The following is a 23,359-nucleotide window of genomic DNA, read 5'->3' as shown; positions in this document are numbered from 1 at the left end:
CGCGGTAAATGCCGCAGTCCCCGAGCCGGAAGCCTTCGCCTCGTAGGATTGCCTTGTGACCGACTCCTTCCGCATCCGCCCAGCACGCACCAGCGACGTCCCCGCCATCAAGAAGCTGGTGGCGCCCCTGGCCGAGGAACGCATCCTCATGGCGAAGGAGACGGTGGCCTACTACGAGAGCCTGCAGGAGTTCCGCATCGCCGAGTCGAGCGACGGAGAAATGATCGGCTGCGGGGCGCTGCACGTCATGTGGGAGGACCTGGCTGAAATCCGCACCCTCGCGGCCTCCGGGCAATGGCGTGGCAAGGGCGTGGGCCACGTCCTGGTGGAGAGCTTGCTGGAGGAGGCCCGCGCCCTCGGCGTGTCCCGGGTCTTCTGCCTTACCTTCGAGGTGGACTTCTTCAAACGCCACGGGTTCGAGGTGATGGCGGACCAGTCCGCAGTGGACCCGGAGGTGTATTCGGAGCTTCTGCGTTCGCACGACGAAGGTGTGGCTGAATTCCTGGACCTGGCGCGGGTCAAGCCGAACACCTTGGGCAACACCCGGATGATCCGCACCCTTTAGGCAGCCCTGGGGCCGCCCGAGGCATACCCCTCTTGGTTTTACTCGAATTGATGGATAAACTATTGGAGGCCGATATGTGGGGCCTCAGGGAAGGGACAGTCATTGGGGGCTGTCCCTTTGCTGCGTCCGGGACCCGCCGCCGGCGGACGCGGCCGGAAAACCCGGGCCGGAGGAACCTACCGCCACCTGCGATCCCGGTAGTAGGGTCAAAAAACACATCCTTCAGGAGCACAGCCAGGAGCACCGCCATGAAGAAACTCATCAACGATCCAAAAGCCGTTGTCCAGGAAGCTGTCCAGGGCTTTGGCCTGGCACACGCCGGACTTGTCACCGTCAGCGAAGACCCCATCTACATCACGCGCAAGGACGCGCCAGTGGCAGGCAAGGTGGGGCTGGTTTCAGGCGGCGGCAGCGGGCATGAGCCGCTGCATGCCGGCTATGTAGGGCGGGGAATGCTCGACGCCGCGGTGCCCGGGGCGGTGTTCACCTCACCTACCCCGGACCAGATCCTTCCCGCCACCCTCGCAGTCAACTCCGGTGCCGGCGTCGTGCATATCGTCAAGAACTACACCGGGGACGTCCTGAACTTCGAGACCGCCGGCGAACTGGCCGAGGCTGAGGGCGTAAGCGTCCGGACCGTACTGGTCAACGACGACGTCGCGGTGGAGGACTCGCTGTACACCGCCGGCCGCCGGGGAGTGGGCGGCACCGTGCTCGTGGAGAAGATCGCCGGCGCCGCTGCCGAGCGTGGTGATGGCCTGGACGCCGTGGCCGCCATCGGCGAACGGGTCAACGCCAACGTCCGGACCATGGGCGTTGCGCTGTCAGCCTGCACTGTGCCGCATGCCGGCACGCCAAGCTTCGACCTCGCCGAGGATGAGATCGAGATCGGGATCGGCATCCACGGCGAACCCGGCAGGCACCGGATCCCCATGGAAAATGCGGACAGCATCACCAACCGCCTGCTGGAACCCGTCCTGGCCGACCTCAAGATCAGTTCCGGCGACAAAGTACTGCTGTTCGTCAACGGCATGGGCGGCACCCCGCTGAGCGAGCTCTACATCGTGTACCGGCGGGCGGTGCAGGTGTTGGCGGATGCCGGGGCCACGGTGGAACGTTCGCTGGTGGGCAACTACATCACGGCGCTGGAAATGCAGGGATGTTCCATCTCCGTCCTCCGGCTCGACGACGAGCTCACCGAACTCTGGGACGCCCCCGTGCACACCCCCGCCCTGCGCTGGGGCGTGTAGCCGTGGTGCTGGATGCCAACTGGGCCGTCAAGTGGCTGACCTTGTGCGCGCAGGCCATGGCTGAACACCGCGTTGAACTCATCGAACTGGACCGTGCCATCGGGGATTCGGACCACGGCGAGAACATGGACCGCGGCTTCCAGGCGGTCCTTGCCAAGCTCGGTGAATCCGCGCCCGAAACGCCGGGGGCGGCGCTGAAGATGACAGCCATGACGCTGATGTCCAAGGTAGGCGGCGCGGCCGGCCCGCTCTACGGGACAGCGTTCCTTCGCGCCGCCACCGCTCTGGGTGATTCCGCCGAGATTGACCCCGCTGCCTGGGCCGGCGCCCTGGAGGCCGCCAGGGACGGCATCGTGGCGCGCGGCAAGGCGGAATCCGGGGACAAGACCATGGTGGATGCGTGGACGCCGGCAGTTGATGCCGCCCGCGCCGCAGCCGACGGCGGCAGCAACGATGTGCTGGGCGTCCTGGTGGCAGCCGCTGAGGCAGCGGAGGCTGGGGCGGTGGCCACCGACCCGATGGTGGCACGGAAAGGCCGCGCGAGCTATCTTGGCGAACGCAGTGCGGGCCACCGTGACCCGGGAGCAGTGTCCAGCGCGTTGATCCTGCGTGCTGCCGTTGGGGCGGCTGCGTGACTGTCAGCATCGTGGTGGTGTCGCACAGCGAAAAAATTGCCGACGGCGCCGTGGAGCTTGCCGCCCAAATGGCGCCGGATGTAGTCATCCTGCCAGCCGGAGGCACCGACGATGGCAGGATCGGCACCAGCCTGGAGAAGGTCCTCGCCGCCCTGGAAAAGGCCGGGGGACAGGCTGGCGGTGGAACGTCCGGGCAGGCCGGCGGGGATGGCGCCGGGGCAACTGGCACCGTGGTCCTGACAGACCTGGGATCAGCCGTGATGACCGCGGAATCGGCGCTCGAGTTTTTGGAGAATCCCGCCGGTGTCCTGCTTGCCGACGCGCCGCTGGTGGAAGGCCTGGTGGCCGCGGCCGTCGCCGCGCAAGGTGGTGCGGACGTCCATGCGGTCCTCAAAGCGGCCGAAGGCGTGCGCGGTCCGGCGCGCGAACCGGAGCGGGGCGGGGCGGGAGCCGAACACGAGCCTGTCAGCAGCGCCCCGGCGGACTTCACGGGCGACTTTGAGCTGGTGAACCAGGCCGGCATGCATGCCAGGCCTGCTGCGAAAGTGGCAGGGGGCCTGGCTTCGCTCGACGCCGAGGTCACCATCAACGGCGTGGACGGTGCGTCCATGACCGGATTGATGACCCTGGGCGCGGGCAAGGGCACCGTGCTGCACGTGGAAGCGTGGGGCGCGGATGCTGAACGGGCTGTGGAGTATGTCGGCGGCCTGGTGGAGGCCGGCTTCGGCGAGCCCTGAGCTCCCTGGCCGTTCCTGGGAATAAGCTCGATGGCATGGAACGGCCGCTTGCAGACAACACCCCGGAAATCGAAGTGCTGGACGGCCAAATCTCCGTGGAGGAACTGCTCGCCGAACTGGGCTTCAACTGGAGCGCTGAACCGGTGGGCAGCGGCGCCGCGGCCGGAGCTTCCGACGACGGGACCTTCACCCAGCCGGCGCTTTTCTAGCCCCGCGGCTTTTGGGATGCCGGCTGCTGATGCAGCCCGTCGCCGTCCAGCGTAAGCGATGCCGACAGGAACTTCCCGCACTGCTCACCGAACGGGTACAGCGCCTGAGGGCGGAACTCCAAGGTGCGGACGGCCAGCGCTGTCCCGTCAGGAGCTGTGCCGGAAGCGGTCACCGTCATGGGTGATTCCGTCAGGGTCTCCAGCATCAGCGTGGCCACCTTGGTGCCGTCGGGAGAAGCCGTGGCCGAGCAGGCGCCCTCTTTCGTGCACCCCTGGTCCACGGAGGAGCTGCCGGGGCGGAGTTCGACGCCGGACTCTTTGCAGGTGCCGTCCTGGCACGCCCGCAGATGCAGCGTCTGCACCTGGGAGGAGTAGCCGGCGGTGACTGTCACGGCCACGGAGGTGGCCTGCGCAATCGCCGGGCAGGCGCTGCCGCCGGGCCCGCAGGCGGAAAGGCACACCGCAGCCATCCCCAATGCCACCAGCATTCCGGGCTTGTGCATGCCTTCAGGCTACCGCGCCGGCGGCACACTCAGCCCATTGGAAAAACGCCGATGAACCAGAACGAGGCGACGGCGAAGACCGCGAAAAATGCGATCAGGCAGCCCATGGCCGTGCGCGGCTCCGAGGACACCTGAAGTGATTCGTTGGGGTTCGCCGGGTTGTAGGCCACCTCGATCAGCGAACCGGGAACTGGCTGCTCCACCCCGGAGATTTCGGACTTGCCCATGAAGAGGGTGCCCTGAGGATCCGTGAACTGGTACGTGGGGAAGTAGCGGAGGTTCCGGTTGGAGCCGCCCACGCCGCTGGTCCACCCGGTTGCGCTGCCGGTGACGGTTGCCTGCGCCTTGGGCCAGGATGCCATCTGTTGTTCCTGCCGCTTGGTCCGGCGCGACGCATGGAGCAGCGAAAATATCGCCGCGGCAACAAACAGTGCCCAGACGATGTACAGAATGGTCTTCATGGCTTCCCCCGGTTCCGGTCACCAAGAAGTATGCCATCCCGGCCCCGCGCCGCCGGTGGGTCAGGCAGGAAGCCGGTAGCCGCCGTCGTGCATCTCTGCCAGCCCGTCCGCCAGCAGCCCCGCCAGCGCCCGCTCCAGCTGTTCAGGGGCGGAGTTGAGCCGGTGCAGCGCGGCCAGCGGCACGCCGATTCCTTCCGGGGCGAAACCAAGGTCGGCAGGTTCACGCTCGAACATGTCCGGCGGCACGGGCGAGTCCGCCAGCCGGAGCACGGCCAGCACGGCGCCGCGGACCTGACGGTCGGTGCCGTGCCATGCCTGCCCCTTGGGAACGTACGACGGCGGGGGCTCACCCGCCGCCAGCCACGCGCAGGAGTCTTTGACCGGGCAGGCAGCGCACTTCGGCGCCCTGGCCGTGCACACCAAAGCCCCAAGCTCCATGACCGCAGCGTTCCAGCGCACGGAAGTTTCGTCGTCGTCCGGCAGCAGGGCGGCGGCCAGGCGCATCTCCGCCGCGGTCAGCGCCGGGGCGGGCAGCGCGACGCCGGAGACCAGCCGGGCGTGCACCCTGCGGATGTTGGTGTCCACCACCGTTTCCCGGCGGCCGTACGCGAACGCTGCCACTGCGGCGGCGGTGTAGCTGCCCACCCCGGGAAGGGCCAGCAACTCGGCGTGGGTGTCCGGGACCCTGCCGCCATGCTCCTGCACGATCGCCGTGGCTGCGGCGTGCAGCCGAAGCGCTCGGCGGGGGTAGCCCAGCCGGCCCCACGAGCGGACGGCTTCCCCTGCCGGTTCGCCCGCCAGCCCGGCCGGGGTGGGCCAGCGCTTAAGCCACTCATGCCAGACCGGAAGCACCCGGACCACGGGGGTTTGCTGCAGCATGATCTCGCTGACCAGGACGCCCCACGCGGAGCAGTCCGGTTCGCGCCAGGGCAGGTCGCGGGCAATGCCGGCGAACCAGCCGTTGATCCGGTGGTGGAGCAGCTCCAGGTTTGCGGGGTCCGCCGGAGCGTGCTTTGCGGGGGAGGTTTGAGTGTCGATGCCAACACTGTAATGGAAGGGGTCCGGCGGCCCGAAAACCGGTTGTGACCAGCGCGATGGGCCTGCGGCGGCGTGGTGGCAGTGCAGATCCGGCGGGTTTCCCTAGCCTAGGAGGATGGGCAGGCAAGGCAATTCATCAGCGCGCGGCACGGCATCGGGTTCCAGCAGCGTCCGGAAGCCCAGCGCCGCTGTGTACCGCCGCCGACGGATGGTTGTCGGTGGTGCGCTCCTGCTGGTGATCGCGCTGGTGGCGGGCGGGTTCGCGCTCGCCGCAGCCTTCGCGGGCGGGTCCCAAAAGGCATCCTCCACCCAGCCTTCGTCCACCGAAACCGCTTCGAACCCGGCCGCATCCCCGTCTGCTGCCGCCACGCCCTCCGCGGCTCCGTCCGCCACGCCGTCGCCCACTGCCCCGGCGACCCCCACCTGCAACCAGAACCTGGTGACTGTCTCGGCCGCCACGGACAAACCCGCCTACGGACCGGGGGAAAACCCGCTGCTCACCCTGAAGGTGACCAATGGCGGCACCGTGCCCTGTGAAGTCAACATCGGAACCTCCCAGATGGAGTTCCTGGTGACCAGTGGCTCTGACCGGATTTTTTCCTCGAAGGACTGCCAGGCCTCCAGCGAGGACCTGGTGAAGGTGATTGCGCCCGGTGCCAGCGAAACCGCCAACTTCCCGTGGAGCCGTAACCGCAGCGCCGATGGCTGCAAGGCCGTTGCTGCGGCCCCCGGCGGCGGCGGGGCGTACTACATCTTCACCGCCAAGCTGGGTTCCCGGGCCAGCCCCAAGGCCGTCTTCCAGCTGAACTGAGCTGCCTCTTCATCGATTGCTGCCTAATTGTCGTTTTCAGGCTTCATAACGACAACTACGGAGCACTCGATGAGCGGGTGTCCCACGGATGGGAATTTAGAGGAAGCGGTCCAGGAGGCTGGCCTCTGCCATCCGGCTGAGGCCTTCGCGAACGGTGCGGGCGCGCTGGTCGCCGATGCCGTCAACGGTCATGAGGTCATCAATGGTGGCGGCCATGAGGTATTGCAGGCCGCCGAAATGGTCCACCAGGCGGTCCGCCACGGCCTTGGGGACTGCCTTGAGGCCGGACAGCAGCCGGTAGCCGCGGGGCTGGACCACCGCGTCGAGATTGGCTTCGCCGCCCGCAAACCCCACAATCGCGGAGATCTTGCCAAGGTCGATCAGTTCCGTGGGGCCCAGGCTGACAAGTTCGTGGACGGCCTTGTCGATGTCGTCCGCGGAGGCATTGGGGCTGGCGTAGTCACGGATAATCACGTCGCTGCCGGGGCCCCTGCCCACGGTGAGTTCGTCGAGCTGCAGGGAGAGGAGCCTGCCGTCCTCGCCCAGTTCCAGCACGTACTGCGAGATTTCCTCGGAGATGCGGCGGACCATTTCCTGCCGCTGGAGGGTCACGGCCACGTCCCGCACCGTCACCATCGCCTCGATTTCCAGCGCAGACAGCGAACTGGTGACCTGGTCCAGCCGGGCGCGGTAGCGCTCCAGGGTGGCCAGGGCCTGGTTGGCGCGGGCAAGAACGTTCTCCGAGCCCTCCAGGACGTGGCGGAGACCGTTGACGTAAAGGGCAATGATTTGCATGGACTGGCTGACGGAGATCACCGGGACTCCGGTCTGCTTGGCCACCCGTTCCGCGGTGCGGTGGCGGGTGCCTGACTCCTGGGTTTCGATGCTTGAGTCCGGGACCAGCTGGACCGCCGCGCGCAGGATGTTACCCGCGTCCTTGTCGCAGATGATGGCGCCGTCCATCTTGGCCAGTTCCCGCAGCCGGGTGGGCGAGAACTCGATGCCGATATCGAATCCGCCGGAACAGATGGAATCGATGGTGCGGTCGGAGCCAAGGACGATCAGCGCGCCGGTCCGCCCGCGGAGGATCCGTTCCAGGCCGTCCCGAAGCGGTGTTCCGGGTGCAACCCTGCCCAGAGTGGCCTTCAGCGACTCTTCGGGGCTCCGCGCCATAGGTGTTTCCCTTCAAAGGTGCGGACCGCCGCCCGCAGGAATGCCGGCATCTGCAGGTGGCCGGCAGGATCAAAAAAGTGCTCTGATTCCCGCAAGCTCAATGATAGGGGTAAGAAGCCCAAGTTCCGCACGGGCAAGCCCCAAAGTGCCCCATTAGGGGGTAACCGGACAGGCCGTAAAAGTGCCCCCTGGATGTCATGCGGGGCAGGCACTTTCGCTCCGTTCAGCCGCGGTTTCTGCCGCCCGGCTCAGGCAGCCCCTGCCAGGAGCGTGACCGTTTTGGTGCTGCTGTCCCACAGCCGGGCTGCCGTGCAGCGGCCCTCCACGCGAAGGTCCAGCAGGTCCATGGCCGTCCCGAGTTGATGGCCGGGAATGCGGCGGGAGATGGTGACGTGCGGTGTCCATGCCCCCGGCAGGGTGAGCGGCAATGCCCCTGCAAGCCCTTGGTGGAGGTGGCGGTGCAGATCCAGCAGGGGAGCGGTCAGCAGGACAGACCGGGCCAGCACGTACCTGCCGGCTCCGGCGGGAAAGATGATGGCGCCGGAAAGGATCATGTCCAGGGGCAGCGCCTGCCAGGGCCCTTCCTGGCCGGCCTGCAGGTCCGCTCCTGCGGCAAGCGTGATGTGTGGACTGTTGCTGGGTGAGGTGTGCGCTGCCAGGCTGGGCAGGCCGGCGGCTTCGAGCCGCGCCCAGTCGGCCCTGATAAGGGCGTCCGTGCGGTCATCAAAGACCAGTTCGATGCTGCGCATAAGCACATCATGCCGTTACCCACTGCCCCTTTCCGCGACGTGATGTGCGCGCCGGGAAAGCCGGGCCGCGGCCGCGGGGTGTTTCAGCGCCTGCGCTCCCTGAGCATCCGCTCCAGATCCCTGCTGACTTTCGAGAGGGACGCGGCTCGGAGCGCCTTGTGTTCCGCCGCCGTCTGGACGCCCCGTTGCCGCAGCGGGGCGGAGGGAATGGCTCCGCCGGGCCCCTGCGCCCCCGCACCAGCCGGGCCGGCGGCCAGGTTGGTGGCCAGCGGATCAAAGAAAAGGTTCCCGGAGAACGTGGCGCCATGCATCATGCGCCCACGCTAACCGTCCGGCATTTCGCGGCTTTGAACGGCCGGTTTCGCCTGCGTTAAGCGCAGCCCATGCCGGTTTGCCGCCCTGCGATAAACTTGTACTTTGGCCGTTTGCCAATCCTGATTCCCCGCCCTCGAGTCGCAGCGCAGAACCCGAATGGCCCCTGGGCAGCCACAACCGCAGCGAAAGTAGCACCGTGTCCCAAGATGTCCTGACCCCCGCCCGGATCTCCGAGATTCACAAGCAGGCGGGCCGCCGCAGGACCTTCGCCGTCATCTCCCACCCGGACGCCGGTAAGTCCACGCTCACCGAGGCGCTGGCCCTGCACGCAAAGGTGATCGGCACCGCGGGTGCCTCCAGCGGCAAGGCCAACCGGAAGGAAACGGTCTCGGACTGGATGCAGATGGAGAAGGACCGCGGCATCTCCATCAGCTCCGCAGCCCTGCAGTTCTCCTACCGGGACACTGTCATCAACCTCCTGGACACCCCCGGCCACGCCGACTTCTCCGAGGACACCTACCGCGTGCTCGCCGCCGTGGACTGTGCCGTCATGCTGGTGGACGCCGCCAAGGGCCTGGAAACCCAGACCATGAAGCTCTTCGAGGTCTGCAAGCAGCGCAACCTGCCCATCATCACGGTCATCAACAAGTGGGACCGGCCGGGCCTGGACGCCCTGGCGCTTATGGACGAGATCACCGAACGCACCGGACTGCAGCCCATGCCGCTGACCTGGGCCGTGGGTATTTCCGGCGACTTCCGGGGCGTGTGGGACCTGCGGAATGACCGCTTCGCCCGGTTCCAGCGCAACAACGCCGGCGCGCAGATCGCCATCACCGAATACTTCACGCCGGAGGAAGCCGCCGAGAGCCAGGGCAGCAACTGGTCCGACGCCGTGGACGAGGCAGGCCTGGTGATCGAATCCAACCTCGAGTTCGACGTCGAAGCCTTCCACGCGGGAAAGGCCACCCCCATCCTGTTCAGCTCCGCCGCACTGAACTTCGGCGTCAAGGAGCTGCTGGACGCCCTGGTGGACTTCGCTCCGCCGGCGTCCCCGCGCCCCGACGTGGACGGTACGGCCCGCCCGGTTGAGTCGCCGTTTTCCGGCTTCGTCTTCAAGGTGCAGGCCGGCATGAACAAGGCGCACCGCGACCACGTGGCCTTCATCCGGGTCTGCTCCGGCGTCTTCGAGCGCGGCATGGTGGTCACCCAGACCCGCACCGGCAAGTCCTTCGCCACCAAGTACGCGCAGCAGGTGTTCGGCCGGGAACGCGAAGTGATCGACGAGGCGTATCCCGGCGACGTGGTGGGGCTGGTCAACGCGTCATCACTGCGTGTAGGCGACAGCCTGTTCCTTGAGGAACCGGTGGAATACCCGGCCATCCCGCTGTTCGCCCCCGAGCACTTCCAGGTGGCCCGGTCCAAGGACCCCAGCAAGTTCAAGCAGTTCCGCCGCGGCATCGAGCAGCTCGAGCACGAGGGCGTCATCCAGGTGCTCCGCTCCGACGTCCGCGGCGACCAGGCGCCGGTGCTTGCCGCCGTCGGGCCCATGCAGTTCGAAGTGGTGGAGGACCGCATGGCCCACGACTTCAGCGCCCCCATGCGCCTGGAACGCCTGCCCTACTCGCTGGCCAGGATTTCGACGGCGGACGCCATGCCCGCGCTGGCCAACGTACCGGGCGCGGAGGTGCTTTTGCGGTCCGACGGCGAATACCTCGCCTTGTTCAACGACGTCTGGGCGCTCCGGCGGATCGAGAAGAACCATCCGGACCTGACACTCGTGCCCATCGGCACGCACAACCCGGCGAAATAAGGCATCCGTGAACACTTCTGCACCCCGCGCCGTCGTCACCGGTGCCGGCACCATCAACCCGCTCGGCACCACGGTCAAGGAGACCTGGGAGGCCCTGCTTGAGGGGCGCTCCGGGATCACCGCCCTGCACCAGGACTGGGCGGAGCAGCTGCCGGTCAAAATTGCCGGGCAAATTACTGCCGACCTTTCGGAGTACCTCAGCACCCGCGAAATGAAGCGGATGGACCGTTGCGGCCAGCTCGCCCTGGTCGCAGCCCGTGAGGCGTGGACGCAGGCCGGGAGCCCCGAGGTTGACCCCGAGCGGTTCGCGGTGGTGATCGGTTCCGCATACGGCGGCCTGGGTTCCACCATCGAGCAGGACCGCACGCTGAACCAGTCCGGGCCGCGGAAGGTTTCCCCGCACACCCTTACCCGGCTGATGGCCAACGGTCCCGCCGCCTGGGTCTCAATCGACCTTGGCGCCCGCGGCGGCGCACGGACGCCGGTCAGCGCCTGCGCCTCCGGGGCTGAGGCGATTGTCCAGGCAGCCGAACTGATCCGCTCTGGTGCCGCCGACGTCGTCATTGCCGGCGGCGTCGATGCCTCCGTCAACGACCTGGTGATCAGCGGCTTCGCGCAGATCCGTGCACTGTCCACCCGTTCGGATGACCCGCAGCGGGCCGCGCGCCCGTTCGACGGCGGCCGGGACGGGTTTGTGCTCGCCGAGGGAGCCGCGGTGGTGGTGCTGGAGAGCGAAGAGCACGCCCGTGCCCGCGGCGCCGTCATCCTTGGTGCCGTCGCCGGGGGAGCGGTGACCTCCGATGCCAACGACATCGTGGCGGCAGATCCTGCGATGCAGCGCCGCGTCATGCAGAAGGCGCTGGACTCGGCCGGGATGGAACCGGCGGAGATTGGGTTTGTCCACGCCCACGCCACGTCCACCCCCGTGGGTGACCGGCTGGAAGGCCAGGCGATCAATGCCGTCTTCGGCGCCTCCGTACCGGTGACGTCCACGAAGGGGCACACCGGACACCTGCTGGGCGGTGCCGGCGCGCTGGCCGCCGTCGTGGTCCTCGAAGCCCTCCGCACCGGCCACCTTCCCGGGACGCTGAACGTGGAGGCACTGGACCCGGAAGTGGACCTTAACGTCGTCACCGAAAACGCACACCAGCTTCCGCCCGGGTATGCCCAGGCGGGACTGGTGAATGCGTTCGGCTTCGGCGGCCACAGCGTGGCTCTGGTGCTCACCGGCGCATAGCCAAAAGGCGAAAACGCCGGAACGGTGCGGGGATCCCGACGCAGCAGCGCGCTGAACGGGGGCCTAGCCGGCTGCCATGTCCTCAACCAGCGCATCGAGGATGGGCAGCTGGCCCTTGACGAGTTTGAGCCGGGCCTCCTGCTCGGGGAACCAGCGGGCGTCGTCGATCTCGGGGTAGTGCTGGATTTTGCCGGACCCCTTGGGCCATTCCAACGGAAAAGTGTTGCTGTTGATCGCCTCCGGGGCGAACTCAGCCTGTGCCGCGTAGGCGGTGATGAGCTTTCCCGAGGACTGCCGGAACTCGCCGAGCACCCGGTATTCAGCCGCCGGGGCCGCAGTCCCCATCTCCTCTGCGAACTCCCGCAGTGCAGCAGCCAGCGGGTCCTCGCCGTCGGCGTACTCACCTTTGGGAATGGACCAGGCGTGAGTGTCCTTGCGTGCCCAAAAGGGACCGCCCATGTGGGCTATCCATACCTGCAGCCCGTCCGGGGCGCCGCCGGGGGTGGCCGGGGCCTGCCGGTACAGCAGGATGCCTGCGCTTCGAATGGGCATTGGGTCTCCGGATCGTCAGGAAGTGCAGTTGCCGTCCGCCGTTAACGTGGAGTTCACGGCGCTGCTCTAGGTTATTCCTTCAGGCACCCTGCCAGGCACTCCGCTCGAAAGGAGCACTCATGGCCAACATTGCTGAGGTTTTGGGACGGCTCACCCCGGAAGAAGTGGAAGAACTCCGCAGCCTTGGTCCCCAGGGCCACCTGCCGCGGCATCTGGTGGATGCCCTGGACCGCGCGGCCGGGGGAACGGGGTCGGGCCGCGGGTATTACGTTGCCAACGGCAATGTGAGCGCCACCGGCGGCCCGCTGCTGGTGCTGCGCAGCGACGTTTCCAGCTGGCTGGCCGGCGCCGCTACCTGACTGCCCGGAGCTGTCAGCGTAACGGCAGGATGAAGGTCGCAGTGGTGCCCACGCCGGGCTCACTGTCCAGGCTGATGGATCCACCGTGGCCTTCAACGATGGTCTTGCTGACGGGCAACCCCAGGCCCGCGCCCGGGATGGCCGTCTCCCGCGCCCGGGCCGAGCGGAAGAACTTGGTGAATGCCTGTTCCTGCTCTTCCTCCGTCATTCCCACGCCCGTATCGGTGACGGAACAGACCAGGCCCGCATCGGTCCTGACGGCCCCGGCAATGATGAGGCCGCCGCTGGGGGAGTACTTGATGGCGTTCGAGAGCAGGTTCCTGACCACCTGGCCGATTCGCTCCGGATCCACCCTTGCCGGCAGCGGCTGCTCCACGTCAAGGACCAGCTGCAGCCCGTTGCCGGCGGCCTTGGGGAGTGCGGCATCCACCTCCAGCGCCAGCAGCCGGGCCAGGTCCGTTTCCTCCAGCGACAGGTCCATCCGCTCGGATGCCACAGCGATCAGGTCATTGACCAGGCTCAGCAGGTGTTCCGAGTTCCGGCGCACCACCAAAAGCTCCTCCCGGATGTCCTCATGCCCGGGTTCGTCCAGGACCAGTTCCAGGTAGCCCAGGATGGACGTGAGCGGTGTCCGCAGCTCGTGCGAGACCGTGGCAACGAAGTCGTCCTTGGCCGCCAGAGCACTGACCAGGGTGGTGACGTCCACAAAGGTGATAACGGCACCACCTTCCTGGCCGCCGGCGGGAGGGAAACCGTGCGAGCTCACGGAGTAGGCACGCTGGCGGTCTGCGGGGCCGGCCCAATACAACTCGTCCGTGAAGGCATCGCCGGCTGCGGCCCGGGCTGCGGGAAGCAGGCCTGACGGCACCGGTGTACAGCGGTCCGCCAGCATCAGCGTGCCCGGCCCTTCGGCAGGGCCCATCACCCCGCCGAGGGCGGGGTCCGTGCGCATCGCCCTGTTGGCCAGCACGGTGTGGCCCCGGGTGTCCACCACCCAGACGCCCACCCCAACGGCCTTCAGCACTGCATCAAGCAGGGCCTGCCGGCGGACGCTTTCCGCCAGCGTGCGGGCCAGATCCTGTTCGTTTTCAACAAGCCTGACGCGATGGCGGCGGATGGTGGTGGCCATCACGTGGGCGGTCACCGCGATGACAGACATGACCAGGGGAAGGATGAGGGTGCGGATCATGGATCCCCCGGCCGGGGACGAGCCCTGCACGGCAGCGGGAACAATGATGCTGAGGACCGTCCCAGCAATGGCCAGGGCCGGCATGTACTGCCGGACCTGCGCAGAGAGCCAGATGACGGGAAATACCAGCATTACGCTCAGCACGCTGAAGGTAGGTCCACCCGCCTGCCGGGTGAGCCCGATGGCGATGCAATCCATAAGCGGGATCACGGCAAACGTCGCCGCCGGGATCCGGGCCCAGGGCGTGGCCACACACAAGGCGGCGATTGCAAGATGGAACAGCAGGGCTGCCATAAAGAGCTTGCTGTTGAATGTCTCTGGGCTGAAGACGGCCGTGGCAACCACCACGAGGACCATGGCCAACGTGACCGGCGATTGACTGGCGACCACCCGCATGCGGGGACTAAGGCCCGCTAACAGGCCATCTAGTCGGTCGGACACCACCGGCTGTCCCTGCGCCCTGCGTTCATGGTTCACCGCACTGGCGGTCCCCTGCTTTTCCCCGATTACCACGCTGCCCCCAGCACAGAAATGTAAGCCTCCGTCTGCGAGAAGGTTCTGGACTTAGAGTACCCGCCGGGAACCAGTGCTCTGCCCGTTGCCCCCGCACCCGGCCCCCGGAAGCAGGCTGCTAGCCAATCAGGAGGCTGAGCGCCTCGGTGAGGTGCTCCACTTCACGCACCGAGAATCCCGCCGGCACGGGACCGGGCCCGGTGTGGCTGGCCGGAACAACGGCGTGGGTAAATCCCAGCCGGTGGGCTTCCTGGATGCGCTGGTTGATGCCCGGTACGGGCCGGACCTCGCCTGCCAGCCCCACCTCGCCGAAGGCAATAAGCCGGATGGGCAAAGGCTTGCGGGCCTTGGCCGACGCCACGGCAAGGGCCACCGCTAGGTCCGTGGCCGGTTCACTGAGCTTCACCCCGCCCACGGTGGCAACGTAGGAATCATCCTTGTGCAGCATGGTCCCTGCGCGCTGCTGCAGTACGGCCAACAGCATGGACACGCGTGAACTGTCCAAGCCGCTGGTGGCGCGGCGGGGCTGCGAGTTGGGGCTTTCGGCGAGCAGCGACTGCACTTCCGCCAGCAGCGGGCGGCGCCCCTCCATGGTGACGGTGATGCAGGTCCCGGAAACCGGGTCCTTGGTGCGGCTGACGAACAGCCCGCTGGGATCCGCCAGTCCCTCGATGCCGTTTTCATTGAGGTCGAAGCAGCCAACGTCGTCGGTGGGCCCGTACCGGTTCTTCACGGCGCGCAGCAACCGCAGCCGGGAGTGCCGCTCGCCCTCGAACTGGCACACCACATCCACCAGGTGCTCCAGCAGGCGGGGCCCGGCAATGGAACCGTCCTTGGTAACGTGCCCCACCAGCAGGGTGGTCATGTTCCGCCGCTTGGCGGCCGCGATGATGGAGGCGGCCACCTCGCGGACCTGCGACACGCCGCCCGCGCTGCCGTCAACATCGGCGCTGCTGAGCGTCTGCACCGAGTCCACGATCAGCAGCCGCGGCTCGATCTTCTCCACCTGGCCCAGGGCCTGGCCGAGGTCCGTCTCCGCGGACAGGTACAGGGATTCGGCGACGGCGTCGATCCGTTCGGCCCGCAGTTTGACCTGGGCGGCCGATTCCTCGCCAGTGACGTAGAGGACGTCCTGGGCGGTGCGGGCGAACTTGGCAGCGACGTCCAGCAGCAGCGTGGATTTGCCGACACCGGGTTCGCCGGCCAGCAGGATGACGGCGCCCGGAACCAGGCCGCCGCCCAGCACCCGGTCCAGTTCATCCACGCCGGTGGGCAGGAAAGCCGCCGTAGTGGCATCGACGTCGGCAATCCGGCGCGCGGGCTCCGCGACTGTCGTGGCCGCCGTCGTCCGTGCCACGGCAGTGCCCGTTTCCTCCACCGTGCCCCACGCCTGGCACTCGCCGCAGCGGCCCACCCACTTGGCCGTGGTCCAGCCGCACTCGGCGCATTTGTACGCGGGCGCCTTGGACGCCCGGGAAGTCTTTGTTGCCATGCGTCCAACCCTACTGGCGGGCACTGACACTACAGCGCGGGCAGCACGTCCCTGGCCTCGGCCGCATCCATGCCGGTGGCTTCCAGCAGGTCCACCATCAGCGGCCGGAACAGCATGACAACGGTTTCGCCCTCCAGCCGTGTCACCTCCAGCAGCTTGGGATGCAGGCGAAGGGCGATCTCGCTCAGGTCCCGCCGGGCAGTGCGCAAGTGGGCGCGGCGGACGCCTTCGTGCGTCTCCGCAAGGCCCAGGGAAAGCTCGTCAATGGCGGCAGCTGTCTCCTGCAGCACCCCCGCGATGCTGTCCGTCGCCTCGTCCGAGAGCGCCGTGTGGTTGATGGCGCTGGTCAACCGCCGCGCAAACACGCGGCTGTTCCTCAGGGCGAGGTCGATAAAATCCAGCGACTGCTTCAGCCGGTCCAGTTCATCGCGGTGCCGCCGGTAGGCGGGCGCCAGCGTGGCCACCTCGCCGGACGCCCGGAGGGACTGGCGCATGGCATCCACCAGCGGCTGGCAGTTCCGGCCGCGGATCAGCGCATGCCAGGCCTGGGTGGAATCACTGTTGGCCAGCGCCCCGGCACATTCCCGCAGCACCTCCGCCAGTTCATGCAGCAGTTTCTGCACATCCCGGCGCGGCTCCTGGCGCGGGTCCTTGGGTACCAGGATGGTCACCAGCAGGGCGCACATTCCGCCCACCACGGCATCGATGCTCCGGGTGAACGGGCCCCCGGACGGTGCCGGCAGCAAGACCACCAGCAGCGATTGAAGCGCCAGCTGCGTGGTGAAGATATTCCCGCTGTCCAGGAAACGGGCCAGCAGGATCGAGAAGAGGAGCACGACGGTGGCCACCCAGATATCGCCGCCCAGCCAGTGCAGGAGCAGGTCACCGACAGCAATGCCGATGGTGCAGCCCAGGCCCACTTCCATCACGCGCCGCAGCCGCGGCTCCCGGGAAAACCCGAGGGCGATCAGCGACGAGGTGGCAGCGAACAGGGGGCCGGAGTGGCCCAGGACGTACTCGGCGAACGCATAGGCGCCCACCGCGCACACGGTCATCTGGATGGCGGGCACAAAGGAGTTGCGGCTTCGGATCAACCCGGTCCGGATCCGGCTGCGCAGGAACCGCCTGGTCGCTGAGAGTCCTGCTGGGATGGCCATGGGTCCAAGTCTATTCAGTGCCGATCCACTGCCCGGCGCAGGTGCACTACGACTGCGCATGTGATCTGCGCAATGGTGACCCGGCATTTGTCAGCCAATATCCCGCCGTCGTTAATCCTCCGTTCACTTTGGACAGCCCATCCCGTTACCTGCGGCCCTTAACTTTCTTGAAGGTACAAAACGTACGCATCGCGCAGCAGGGTTCTCCGTCCCTGTCCCGCACCTGAATAACCCTGGAAGGGGTACATCTAGTGAAGGCACTCCGCTTCGGCCGCCACGCGGCTATCGCTGTTATCGCAGCCGGCGCACTCGCGCTCTCCGCCTGCGGTTCAGACAACGCCACGGGCACCGCCCCTGCCGGCTCCCAGTCCGCCGGCGGCACCAAGGTGACCGGTACGCTGACTGGCATCGGTTCCTCCGCCCAGGGCGCCGCCATGGACGCCTGGAAGACGAACTTCGCCTCCGCCAACTCCGGCGCCAGCGTGCAGTACTCCCCGGACGGCTCCGGCGCAGGCCGCAAGGCCATCCTGGACGGCTCGGCACAGTTCGCCGGCTCGGACGCCTACCTGAAGGATGAGGAATACGCCTCGTCCAAGTCCGTCTGCGGCCCCGAGGGCGCCATCAACGTCCCCGTCTACATCTCCCCGATCGCCGTGGCCTTCAACGTTCCCGGCGTCACCGACCTGAAGCTGGACGCCACCACCGTGGCCAAGATCTTCCGTGGCCAGATCGCCAAGTGGAACGACCCCGCCATCGCCGCCCTGAACGCCGGCGTCTCGCTGCCCGACCTGAAGGTCACCCCGGTGAACCGCTCCGACGACTCGGGCACCACGCAGAACTTCACTGACTACCTGGCCGCCGCCGCCTCCGACGTCTGGACCGACAAGGCCGCCGGTGTGTGGCCCGCCAGCCTCCAGGGCGAAAACGCCAAGGGCACCTCCGGCGTGGTCAAGACCGTCACGGACACCCCCGGTGCCGTGACCTACGCCGACGACTCCGCCGTCAGCGGCAAGCTGGGCGTTGCCCAGATCAAGGTGGGCGACTCCTTCACCAAGATCTCCGCCGATGCTGCTGCCAAGGCAGTGGACGCCGGCAAGCCCGTTGAAGGCCGCGCCGCCAACGATCTCTCCATCAAGCTGGACCGCAAGACCACCATCGCGGGCGCCTACCCGATCGTCCTGGTGTCCTTCCACGTCCTGTGCACCACCTACGACAAGCAGGAGACCGTTGACCTGGTCAAGGCCTTCGAGCACTACGTAGTTTCCGCAGAGGGCCAGAAGGCCGCAGCAGAGTCGGCCAAGTCCGCCCCGCTGTCCTCGGACCTCGCAGCCAAGGCCGCCAAGGCCATCGACTCGATCAAGGTCAAGTCCTAGCCAACGCTGTAAAACCGGGTTCCCCGCCTGCCGGACGGCAGTGCGGGGAACTTGGCTTTGCACCGCATCCTTCATCCAGCTACGAATCGAAGGGCCGTCGAATGACCGCCACCTCCCTGACCAGTACCCAGGGCGCCGGGCGCGCCGGGGACAAAGTCTTCTCCGGCGCCACGCTGGCAGCCGGGTGCCTGATCCTCGCCGTCCTTTTCGGCGTCGCGCTTTTCCTGGTAGTCCAGGCAATCCCCGCGCTGACCGCGCCCGCAGACAAGATCCAGGGCGGCCAGGGCTTCTTCGCCTACATCTGGCCCATCGTGATCGGCACGCTCATCGCCGCCGCCATTGCGCTGGTGATCGCCACACCTGTCGCCATCGGCGTGGCGCTGTTCATCTCCCACTTCGCACCCCGCCGCCTGGCCTCCGGCCTCGGCTACGTGGTGGACCTGCTCGCCGCCATCCCCTCCGTGGTCTACGGCGCCTGGGGTGCCGCTTTCCTTGCCAAGGAGATCGCGCCGGCATACGGCTGGCTCGCGGCCAACATGGGCTGGCTCCCCATTTTCCAGGGCCCGGCCTCCACCACCGGCAAGACCATCCTCACCGCCGGGATCGTCCTGGCGGTCATGGTCCTGCCCATCATCACCTCGCTGTCCCGCGAGATCTTCCTGCAGACCCCCAAGCTGCATGAGGAAGCTGCGCTGGCACTCGGTGCCACCCGCTGGGAAATGATTAAGATGGCCGTGCTGCCCTTCGCCCGCCCCGGCATCATCAGCGCCATCATGCTGGGCCTGGGCCGCGCCCTGGGTGAGACCATGGCCGTTGCCCTGGTGCTCTCCTCCGGTGCCCTGACCGCCAGCCTGATCCAGTCCGGCAACCAGACCATCGCCGCCGAGATCGCCCTGAACTTCCCCGAAGCCAGCGGCCTCAAGGTCAGCACGCTGATCGCCGCCGGCCTGGTGCTGTTCGTCATCACCCTGGCCGTGAACATGATCGCGCGCTGGGTTATCACCCGGCACAAAGAATTCTCGGGAGCCAACTAAATGACCTCCACGCTTACCCCCGTCCGCAGCAAGCGGTCGGCGCTCACCAAGGGCCAGCTGCCCAAGTACGCACCCTACGCGGTGCTCGGTGGAGCCCTGATCGTCGGCGCTGCCATCCTTGCCCTGATCGGCTTCAACCCGTTCGGCTGGGGCCTGGTCTCCGCGATCCTGTTCGCCGTGGGCCTGGTGTCCTGGAGCGCCGCGGTGGAAGGCTCCCGCAAGGCCAAGGACAAGCTGGCCACTTGCCTGGTGGTCGGCTCGTTCCTGGTGGCGCTGCTGCCCCTGGTTTCGGTGATCTGGACCGTGCTGATCAACGGCATCCCCGGCCTCATCGACCCCGGGTTCCTCACCACCTCCATGAACGGCGTTACGGGCGCGTTCGACAACAAGGCCGTGGAAAGCGGCGGCCCGGTGATGGGCGGCATCTACCACGCCCTCCTGGGCACCGTGCAGATCACGCTGCTGGCCACCGTAATCTCCGTCCCCGTGGGGCTGCTCACGGCCATCTACCTGGTGGAGTATGGCAACGACGGCCGCCTGGCCAAGGCCATCACGTTCTTTGTGGACGTCATGACCGGCATCCCCTCCATCGTGGCCGGCCTGTTCGCTGCCGCGTTCTTCTTCGTGGTGGTGGGCCCGGGCACCAAGACCGGTGCGGTGGCCGCCGTCGCGCTTTCCGTGTTGATGATCCCCGTGGTGGTTCGCTCCAGCGAGGAAATGCTCAAGATCGTCCCCAACGAGCTCCGCGAGGCCGCCTACGCCCTGGGCGTCCGCAAGTGGCGGACCATCCTCAAGGTGGTTATCCCGACGGCGATCTCCGGCATCGCGTCCGGCGTCACCCTGGCGATCGCCAGGGTCATCGGCGAGACGGCGCCCATTTTGGTCACCGCCGGCTTTGCCACCAGCATCAACTCCAACGTGTTCGGCGGCTGGATGGCCTCGCTGCCCACGTTCATCTACACCCAGATCCTCAATCCCACCTCGCCGTCCAACCCGGACCCGTCCTCCCAGCGGGCCTGGGGTGCGGCCCTGGTCCTGATCATCCTGGTGATGGTCCTGAACCTGGTGGCACGCCTGATCGCCAGGATCTTCGCCCCCAAAACCGGTCGGTAACCAGGCCCTCCTTCCGCCATACCGCGGCGGATCCTAGACTTCAATCCATACCCAGTAAGTGAAGGAACACCATGTCTAAGCGCATCGACGTCAAGGACCTGAACGTGTACTACGGCGACTTCCTCGCCGTTGAGGACGTCAGCATCAACATCGAGGCCAAGTCCGTCACCGCGTTCATCGGCCCCTCCGGCTGCGGAAAGTCCACCTTCCTCCGCACCCTGAACCGCATGCACGAGGTCATCCCCGGCGCGCGCGTCGAGGGCGAGGTCCTGCTGGACGGCGACAACCTTTACGGCCCCGGCGTGGACCCCGTAACCGTGCGCTCGCAGATCGGCATGGTCTTCCAGCGGCCCAACCCGTTCCCCACGATGTCCATCAGGGACAACGTTCTGGCGGGCGTGAAGCTGAACAACAAGAAGATCTCCAAGGGCGAGGCAGATGTCCTGGTGGAACGCTCCCTCAAGGGCGCCAACCTCTGGAACGAGGTCAAGGACCGGCTGGAGAAGCCCGGTTCCGGCCTTTCGGGCGGCCAGCAGCAGCGCCTCTGCATCGCCCGCGCCATTGCCGTGGAGCCGCAGGTGATCCTCATGGATGAGCCCTGTTCCGCCCTGGACCCGATTTCCACCCTGGCTATTGAGGACCTCATCAACGAGCTCAAGGACCAGTACACCGTGGTGATCGTTACCCACAACATGCAGCAGGCCGCGCGCGTGTCCGATAAGACCGCCTTCTTCAACATTGCGGGCACCGGCAAGCCGGGCAAGCTGATCGAATACGGCGACACCCACACCATCTTCAGCAACCCCGTACAGAAGGCCACGGAAGACTACGTCTCCGGACGCTTCGGGTAAGCCGCTGTTCCCGTTGGCGATCTACTGACGCGTTTAGTACGCTAATCGAGATACTTTCGGAACTAGTAGTAAGCCCGCTTAAGGAGTTTTGCCATGACGCAGACGGCCAGTGAACCCCTGGGCCCCCAGCTTACTGTTTCCGTACCCGGGGTGGACGCAGTCCAGGACGCTGTCGAACCGGCGCAGGCTTTCGCCGCTGCGGCGGGGCTGGCGGGACCCCTGGCTGCCGGTCCGCTGGCGCCGGAGCTCGAACCGCACCTCGCCCTGGCCGCGGCCGGCGTTGAGGAAGCCATCGAGGAAGAGGACGTCCTGGCCGAGGTGTGGCGCACCAGCTCACGCCTCGAAAGCATGCAGTGGGAACTGGACACGGCCCAGGAGTCCCTGCGGCAGGCTGTCCGCAAGGCCTCCGCTGCCGGAGTGGCGGACGGCGAACTGTGCACCGCCGGCAACCTCACCCCGGAGGAGCTCTCCACCGTCCTGATGGCCGCCGCCGTCGTCAGCCCTGTGGCCCTGGAGCTCTAGCAAGACCGCAAAAGCACACTGTGCCCAACGATGGCCCGGTTCGATGCGCAGGGACGGCTCCTGCACATCGAGCCGGGCCATCACTGCGCCTGCCCGCCACTGCGCGGTGCCTATTCCGGGACCTCCAGCTGGAACCCGCAGTGGCAGCGCAGGACCCGGGTGGGCAGGGATACGGCGTTGAGCCCGCTGCCTGATCTGTTGCTGCGGTAGCAGAGCCGCTCAACTTCGAACTCCGCCTCCTCCATGGGGAAGCCGCAGTGGATGTAGTCGTCCCCGAAGAGGACCACCTGGGCCATCCAGCGGACCTGGTTCAGTGCGGCCGCGACGTCGGTGGCGTAAGGCCGTGTGTTCCTGGAACAGGTCGCAGTCGTTGCAGGTGTAGGACACTGTGACCAGGTCCCCGCCGGCAGCGCCGATGGCAGTGATGGCGTGGATGGTCAGCTGGTGCTCGGTTCCGCAGGCCTCGCACTGGGGTTGCCGGGGCTGTGGAAGGTGGCGCCGGGAATAGGAGTGGGACATGGCGCCTGCTCTTTTCCGCGTTGTGCATCCAAGCCGCCGGGTGGCTGCAGCGGCACCTGGTCCGCAGCCCTGCACACGGCGCGGACGCCGGTCCCCGGCACCGTTGACCGGGGGCGCACTTTCGAATCTACGTCACGGCGGATTCCCTGTACAGGGCAGCGCCGCCCCCGGGTGGGCCTGCCTAGGCGGAAATGGGGGAGAGGGCCAGCGCAAGCACGAAGCCCAGGGCGCACGTCGCCAGCGGGGTCAGCCCCCAGAGCCACAGGATCCGGATGACCAGTTTCCGGTTGGTGACCGAAAAGTGCTGGTTTTCCCCGGCGCCGAGGGCTCCTGCGGTGACGGTGTGGGTGGTGGAAAGCGGCCAGTGCAGCCCGATGGCCCCCACGAAGAGCATCAGCGCGCTGAAGGTCTGGGCCACGGAACCACGAAGAGGATCGATCCTGGTGATCTTGTATCCAATGGTGTGGGAGATCCGCCATCCCCCGAAGAGCGTCCCGGCGGTCATCATCACTGCGGACAGCGCCGCAACCCAGGTGGGGATCCCGCCGTCGGAATAGCCTGCTGCCAGCAGGGCCAGCAGCAGTACCGCGCTGGCGCGCTGCCCGTCCTGCAGGCCGTGGCCAAAGGCCACGGCGCCGGCGGCAACAGCCTGGCCCCGGCGGAAGCGCTGGTTCACCACGTTGGGCTGGGTGTAGCGGGCCACCCATGTGGCCGGATACACCAGGAGGAAGGAGCCGCTGTAGGCCACGAGCGGGGACAGCACCAGCGGCAGGACCACCTGGAACAGGAGCGACTGGTCCACGCCTGCCACTCCCGGGCCTCCGATCGCCAGGCTGGCGAGGCCTGCGCCGGCGAGGCCACCCACCAGGGCGTGGGTGGAGGAGGCGGGGATGCCGCGCCACCACATCAGCACGCCCCAGGCGCAGGCGCTGGCCAGGCCCGCCACCAGGATGGCCAGGCCGTCGGTGCCGGACGGGAGGTTGATCCAGGTCCGGCTGACGGCGACGGCGAGCAGGGCGCTCAGGAGGGCGCCGACAAAGTTGAAGAACGCGGCGAGGAGGATGCCGACGCTGGGGGTGAGGGCCCGGTTGCGCACGGCCAGGGCCACCGAGGTGGATGCGTCGCGGAAACCGTTCAGGAAGGCAAACGCCGCGGCCAGCAGGACCACCGCGCCGAAGATGACTGCGGTCAC

26 protein-coding genes are annotated in these 23,359 nt (G+C 67.3%); 14 read left to right on the top strand and 12 right to left on the bottom strand.

The features are described 5' to 3' along the window. Positions 1–55 precede the first annotated feature (55 nt). The 5 genes from BACI349Y_RS18630 (at position 56) to BACI349Y_RS18610 (ending at position 3,396) form a co-directional block, all read left to right on the top strand. Positions 56–565, top strand: coding sequence for an amino-acid N-acetyltransferase (locus tag BACI349Y_RS18630; protein ID WP_159634302.1), 510 nt, complete (start codon positions 56–58; stop codon positions 563–565). 248 nt (positions 566–813) lie between these two features. Next, positions 814–1,815, top strand: coding sequence for a dihydroxyacetone kinase subunit DhaK (gene dhaK / locus BACI349Y_RS18625; protein WP_159634300.1), 1,002 nt, complete (start codon positions 814–816; stop codon positions 1,813–1,815). A gap of 2 nt (positions 1,816–1,817) precedes the next feature. Then, a complete protein-coding gene (dhaL, locus tag BACI349Y_RS18620) occupies positions 1,818–2,450 on the top strand; it encodes a dihydroxyacetone kinase subunit DhaL (protein ID WP_159634298.1) in 633 nt (210 codons plus the stop codon). After that, complete coding sequence (locus BACI349Y_RS18615; RefSeq protein WP_159634296.1) at positions 2,447–3,187, top strand: HPr family phosphocarrier protein; 741 nt, start codon at positions 2,447–2,449, stop codon at positions 3,185–3,187. The genes dhaL and BACI349Y_RS18615 overlap by 4 nt, the downstream gene beginning before the upstream one ends. A 35-nt stretch (positions 3,188–3,222) precedes the next feature. Continuing rightward, positions 3,223–3,396, top strand: coding sequence for a hypothetical protein (locus BACI349Y_RS18610; protein ID WP_201302476.1), 174 nt, complete (start codon positions 3,223–3,225; stop codon positions 3,394–3,396). On the opposite strand, the gene BACI349Y_RS18605 is transcribed toward BACI349Y_RS18610, so the two are convergent. The 3 genes from BACI349Y_RS18605 to BACI349Y_RS18595 are packed head-to-tail and all read right to left on the bottom strand — an operon-like array spanning position 3,393 to position 5,239. After that, a complete protein-coding gene (locus BACI349Y_RS18605) occupies positions 3,393–3,899 on the bottom strand; it encodes a hypothetical protein (RefSeq protein WP_159634294.1) in 507 nt (168 codons plus the stop codon). The genes BACI349Y_RS18610 and BACI349Y_RS18605 overlap by 4 nt on opposite strands. Before the next feature lie 29 nt (positions 3,900–3,928). Next, positions 3,929–4,360 carry a DUF3592 domain-containing protein gene (locus BACI349Y_RS18600; RefSeq protein WP_159634291.1) on the bottom strand — a complete coding sequence of 144 codons (432 nt, stop codon included), beginning with the start codon at positions 4,358–4,360 and terminating at the stop codon, positions 3,929–3,931. Between the two features lie 60 nt (positions 4,361–4,420). Next, on the bottom strand, positions 4,421–5,239 hold the full coding sequence (locus BACI349Y_RS18595; RefSeq protein ID WP_236560927.1) for an A/G-specific adenine glycosylase: 819 nt from the start codon (positions 5,237–5,239) through the stop codon (positions 4,421–4,423). Between the two features lie 274 nt (positions 5,240–5,513). Here BACI349Y_RS18595 and BACI349Y_RS18590 point away from each other — a divergent pair, with 274 nt between their 5' ends. Continuing rightward, the gene (locus tag BACI349Y_RS18590; RefSeq protein WP_159634288.1) at positions 5,514–6,209 is read left to right on the top strand and encodes a hypothetical protein; all 696 of its coding nucleotides are present in this window, start codon (positions 5,514–5,516) and stop codon (positions 6,207–6,209) included. Positions 6,210–6,305: 96 nt separating this feature from the next. Here the strand turns inward: BACI349Y_RS18590 and disA are convergent, their stop codons facing one another. From disA to BACI349Y_RS18575, 3 genes are all read right to left on the bottom strand, one after another. Then, positions 6,306–7,382: a DNA integrity scanning diadenylate cyclase DisA gene (gene disA, locus BACI349Y_RS18585; protein ID WP_159634285.1), complete on the bottom strand. Its 1,077-nt coding sequence runs from the start codon at positions 7,380–7,382 to the stop codon at positions 6,306–6,308. A 248-nt stretch (positions 7,383–7,630) separates the two neighbouring features. After that, positions 7,631–8,131: a 2'-5' RNA ligase family protein gene (locus BACI349Y_RS18580; RefSeq protein WP_159634282.1), complete on the bottom strand. Its 501-nt coding sequence runs from the start codon at positions 8,129–8,131 to the stop codon at positions 7,631–7,633. 83 nt (positions 8,132–8,214) lie between these two features. Next, on the bottom strand, positions 8,215–8,445 hold the full coding sequence (locus tag BACI349Y_RS18575; protein ID WP_159634277.1) for a hypothetical protein: 231 nt from the start codon (positions 8,443–8,445) through the stop codon (positions 8,215–8,217). Between the two features lie 197 nt (positions 8,446–8,642). Between BACI349Y_RS18575 and BACI349Y_RS18570 the strand changes: the two genes are divergently transcribed. Next, positions 8,643–10,256, top strand: a complete 1,614-nt coding sequence (locus BACI349Y_RS18570; RefSeq protein ID WP_159634273.1) for a peptide chain release factor 3 — start codon at positions 8,643–8,645, stop codon at positions 10,254–10,256. A gap of 7 nt (positions 10,257–10,263) precedes the next feature. Next, positions 10,264–11,493: a beta-ketoacyl-[acyl-carrier-protein] synthase family protein gene (locus BACI349Y_RS18565; RefSeq protein WP_159634270.1), complete on the top strand. Its 1,230-nt coding sequence runs from the start codon at positions 10,264–10,266 to the stop codon at positions 11,491–11,493. A gap of 63 nt (positions 11,494–11,556) precedes the next feature. Here the strand turns inward: BACI349Y_RS18565 and BACI349Y_RS18560 are convergent, their stop codons facing one another. Then, a complete protein-coding gene (locus BACI349Y_RS18560) occupies positions 11,557–12,045 on the bottom strand; it encodes an NUDIX domain-containing protein (protein ID WP_159634267.1) in 489 nt (162 codons plus the stop codon). Between the two features lie 119 nt (positions 12,046–12,164). Between BACI349Y_RS18560 and BACI349Y_RS18555 the strand changes: the two genes are divergently transcribed. Continuing rightward, positions 12,165–12,404, top strand: a complete 240-nt coding sequence (locus BACI349Y_RS18555; protein WP_159634264.1) for a hypothetical protein — start codon at positions 12,165–12,167, stop codon at positions 12,402–12,404. 13 nt (positions 12,405–12,417) lie between these two features. Here BACI349Y_RS18555 and BACI349Y_RS18550 read toward each other — a convergent pair whose 3' ends face one another. From BACI349Y_RS18550 to BACI349Y_RS18540, 3 genes are all read right to left on the bottom strand, one after another. Further along, entirely contained in the window at positions 12,418–13,989 is a 1,572-nt protein-coding gene (locus tag BACI349Y_RS18550; protein WP_159634261.1) for a sensor histidine kinase, read from the bottom strand. Positions 13,990–14,224: 235 nt separating this feature from the next. After that, positions 14,225–15,598, bottom strand: a complete 1,374-nt coding sequence (gene radA / locus BACI349Y_RS18545) for a DNA repair protein RadA (RefSeq protein ID WP_159634258.1) — start codon at positions 15,596–15,598, stop codon at positions 14,225–14,227. Between the two features lie 29 nt (positions 15,599–15,627). Further along, positions 15,628–16,755, bottom strand: a complete 1,128-nt coding sequence (locus BACI349Y_RS18540; RefSeq protein ID WP_159634255.1) for an FUSC family protein — start codon at positions 16,753–16,755, stop codon at positions 15,628–15,630. A 251-nt stretch (positions 16,756–17,006) separates the two neighbouring features. Between BACI349Y_RS18540 and pstS the strand changes: the two genes are divergently transcribed. From pstS to BACI349Y_RS18515, 5 genes are all read left to right on the top strand, one after another. After that, a complete protein-coding gene (pstS, locus tag BACI349Y_RS18535) occupies positions 17,007–18,128 on the top strand; it encodes a phosphate ABC transporter substrate-binding protein PstS (protein ID WP_159634252.1) in 1,122 nt (373 codons plus the stop codon). Positions 18,129–18,229: 101 nt separating this feature from the next. Next, positions 18,230–19,162: a phosphate ABC transporter permease subunit PstC gene (gene pstC, locus BACI349Y_RS18530; RefSeq protein ID WP_159634249.1), complete on the top strand. Its 933-nt coding sequence runs from the start codon at positions 18,230–18,232 to the stop codon at positions 19,160–19,162. Then, entirely contained in the window at positions 19,163–20,275 is a 1,113-nt protein-coding gene (gene pstA, locus BACI349Y_RS18525; protein ID WP_159634246.1) for a phosphate ABC transporter permease PstA, read from the top strand. A gap of 71 nt (positions 20,276–20,346) precedes the next feature. After that, entirely contained in the window at positions 20,347–21,126 is a 780-nt protein-coding gene (pstB, locus tag BACI349Y_RS18520) for a phosphate ABC transporter ATP-binding protein PstB (RefSeq protein ID WP_018763202.1), read from the top strand. A 93-nt stretch (positions 21,127–21,219) separates the two neighbouring features. Further along, positions 21,220–21,648 carry a hypothetical protein gene (locus tag BACI349Y_RS18515; RefSeq protein ID WP_159634243.1) on the top strand — a complete coding sequence of 143 codons (429 nt, stop codon included), beginning with the start codon at positions 21,220–21,222 and terminating at the stop codon, positions 21,646–21,648. Between the two features lie 110 nt (positions 21,649–21,758). Here BACI349Y_RS18515 and BACI349Y_RS20365 read toward each other — a convergent pair whose 3' ends face one another. After that, complete coding sequence (locus BACI349Y_RS20365; protein ID WP_236560923.1) at positions 21,759–21,944, bottom strand: hypothetical protein; 186 nt, start codon at positions 21,942–21,944, stop codon at positions 21,759–21,761. 404 nt (positions 21,945–22,348) lie between these two features. After that, positions 22,349–23,359, bottom strand: coding sequence for an inorganic phosphate transporter (locus BACI349Y_RS18505; protein ID WP_159634240.1), 1,011 nt, complete (start codon positions 23,357–23,359; stop codon positions 22,349–22,351).

Origin of the sequence: Arthrobacter sp. 8AJ, from assembly GCF_902506025.1 — a bacterium.
In the GTDB taxonomy this organism is placed as follows: Bacteria; Actinomycetota; Actinomycetes; order Actinomycetales; family Micrococcaceae; genus Arthrobacter.
Note: the sequence above shows the minus strand (reverse complement) of the source record. Positions and strands in the feature narration are given on the sequence as shown.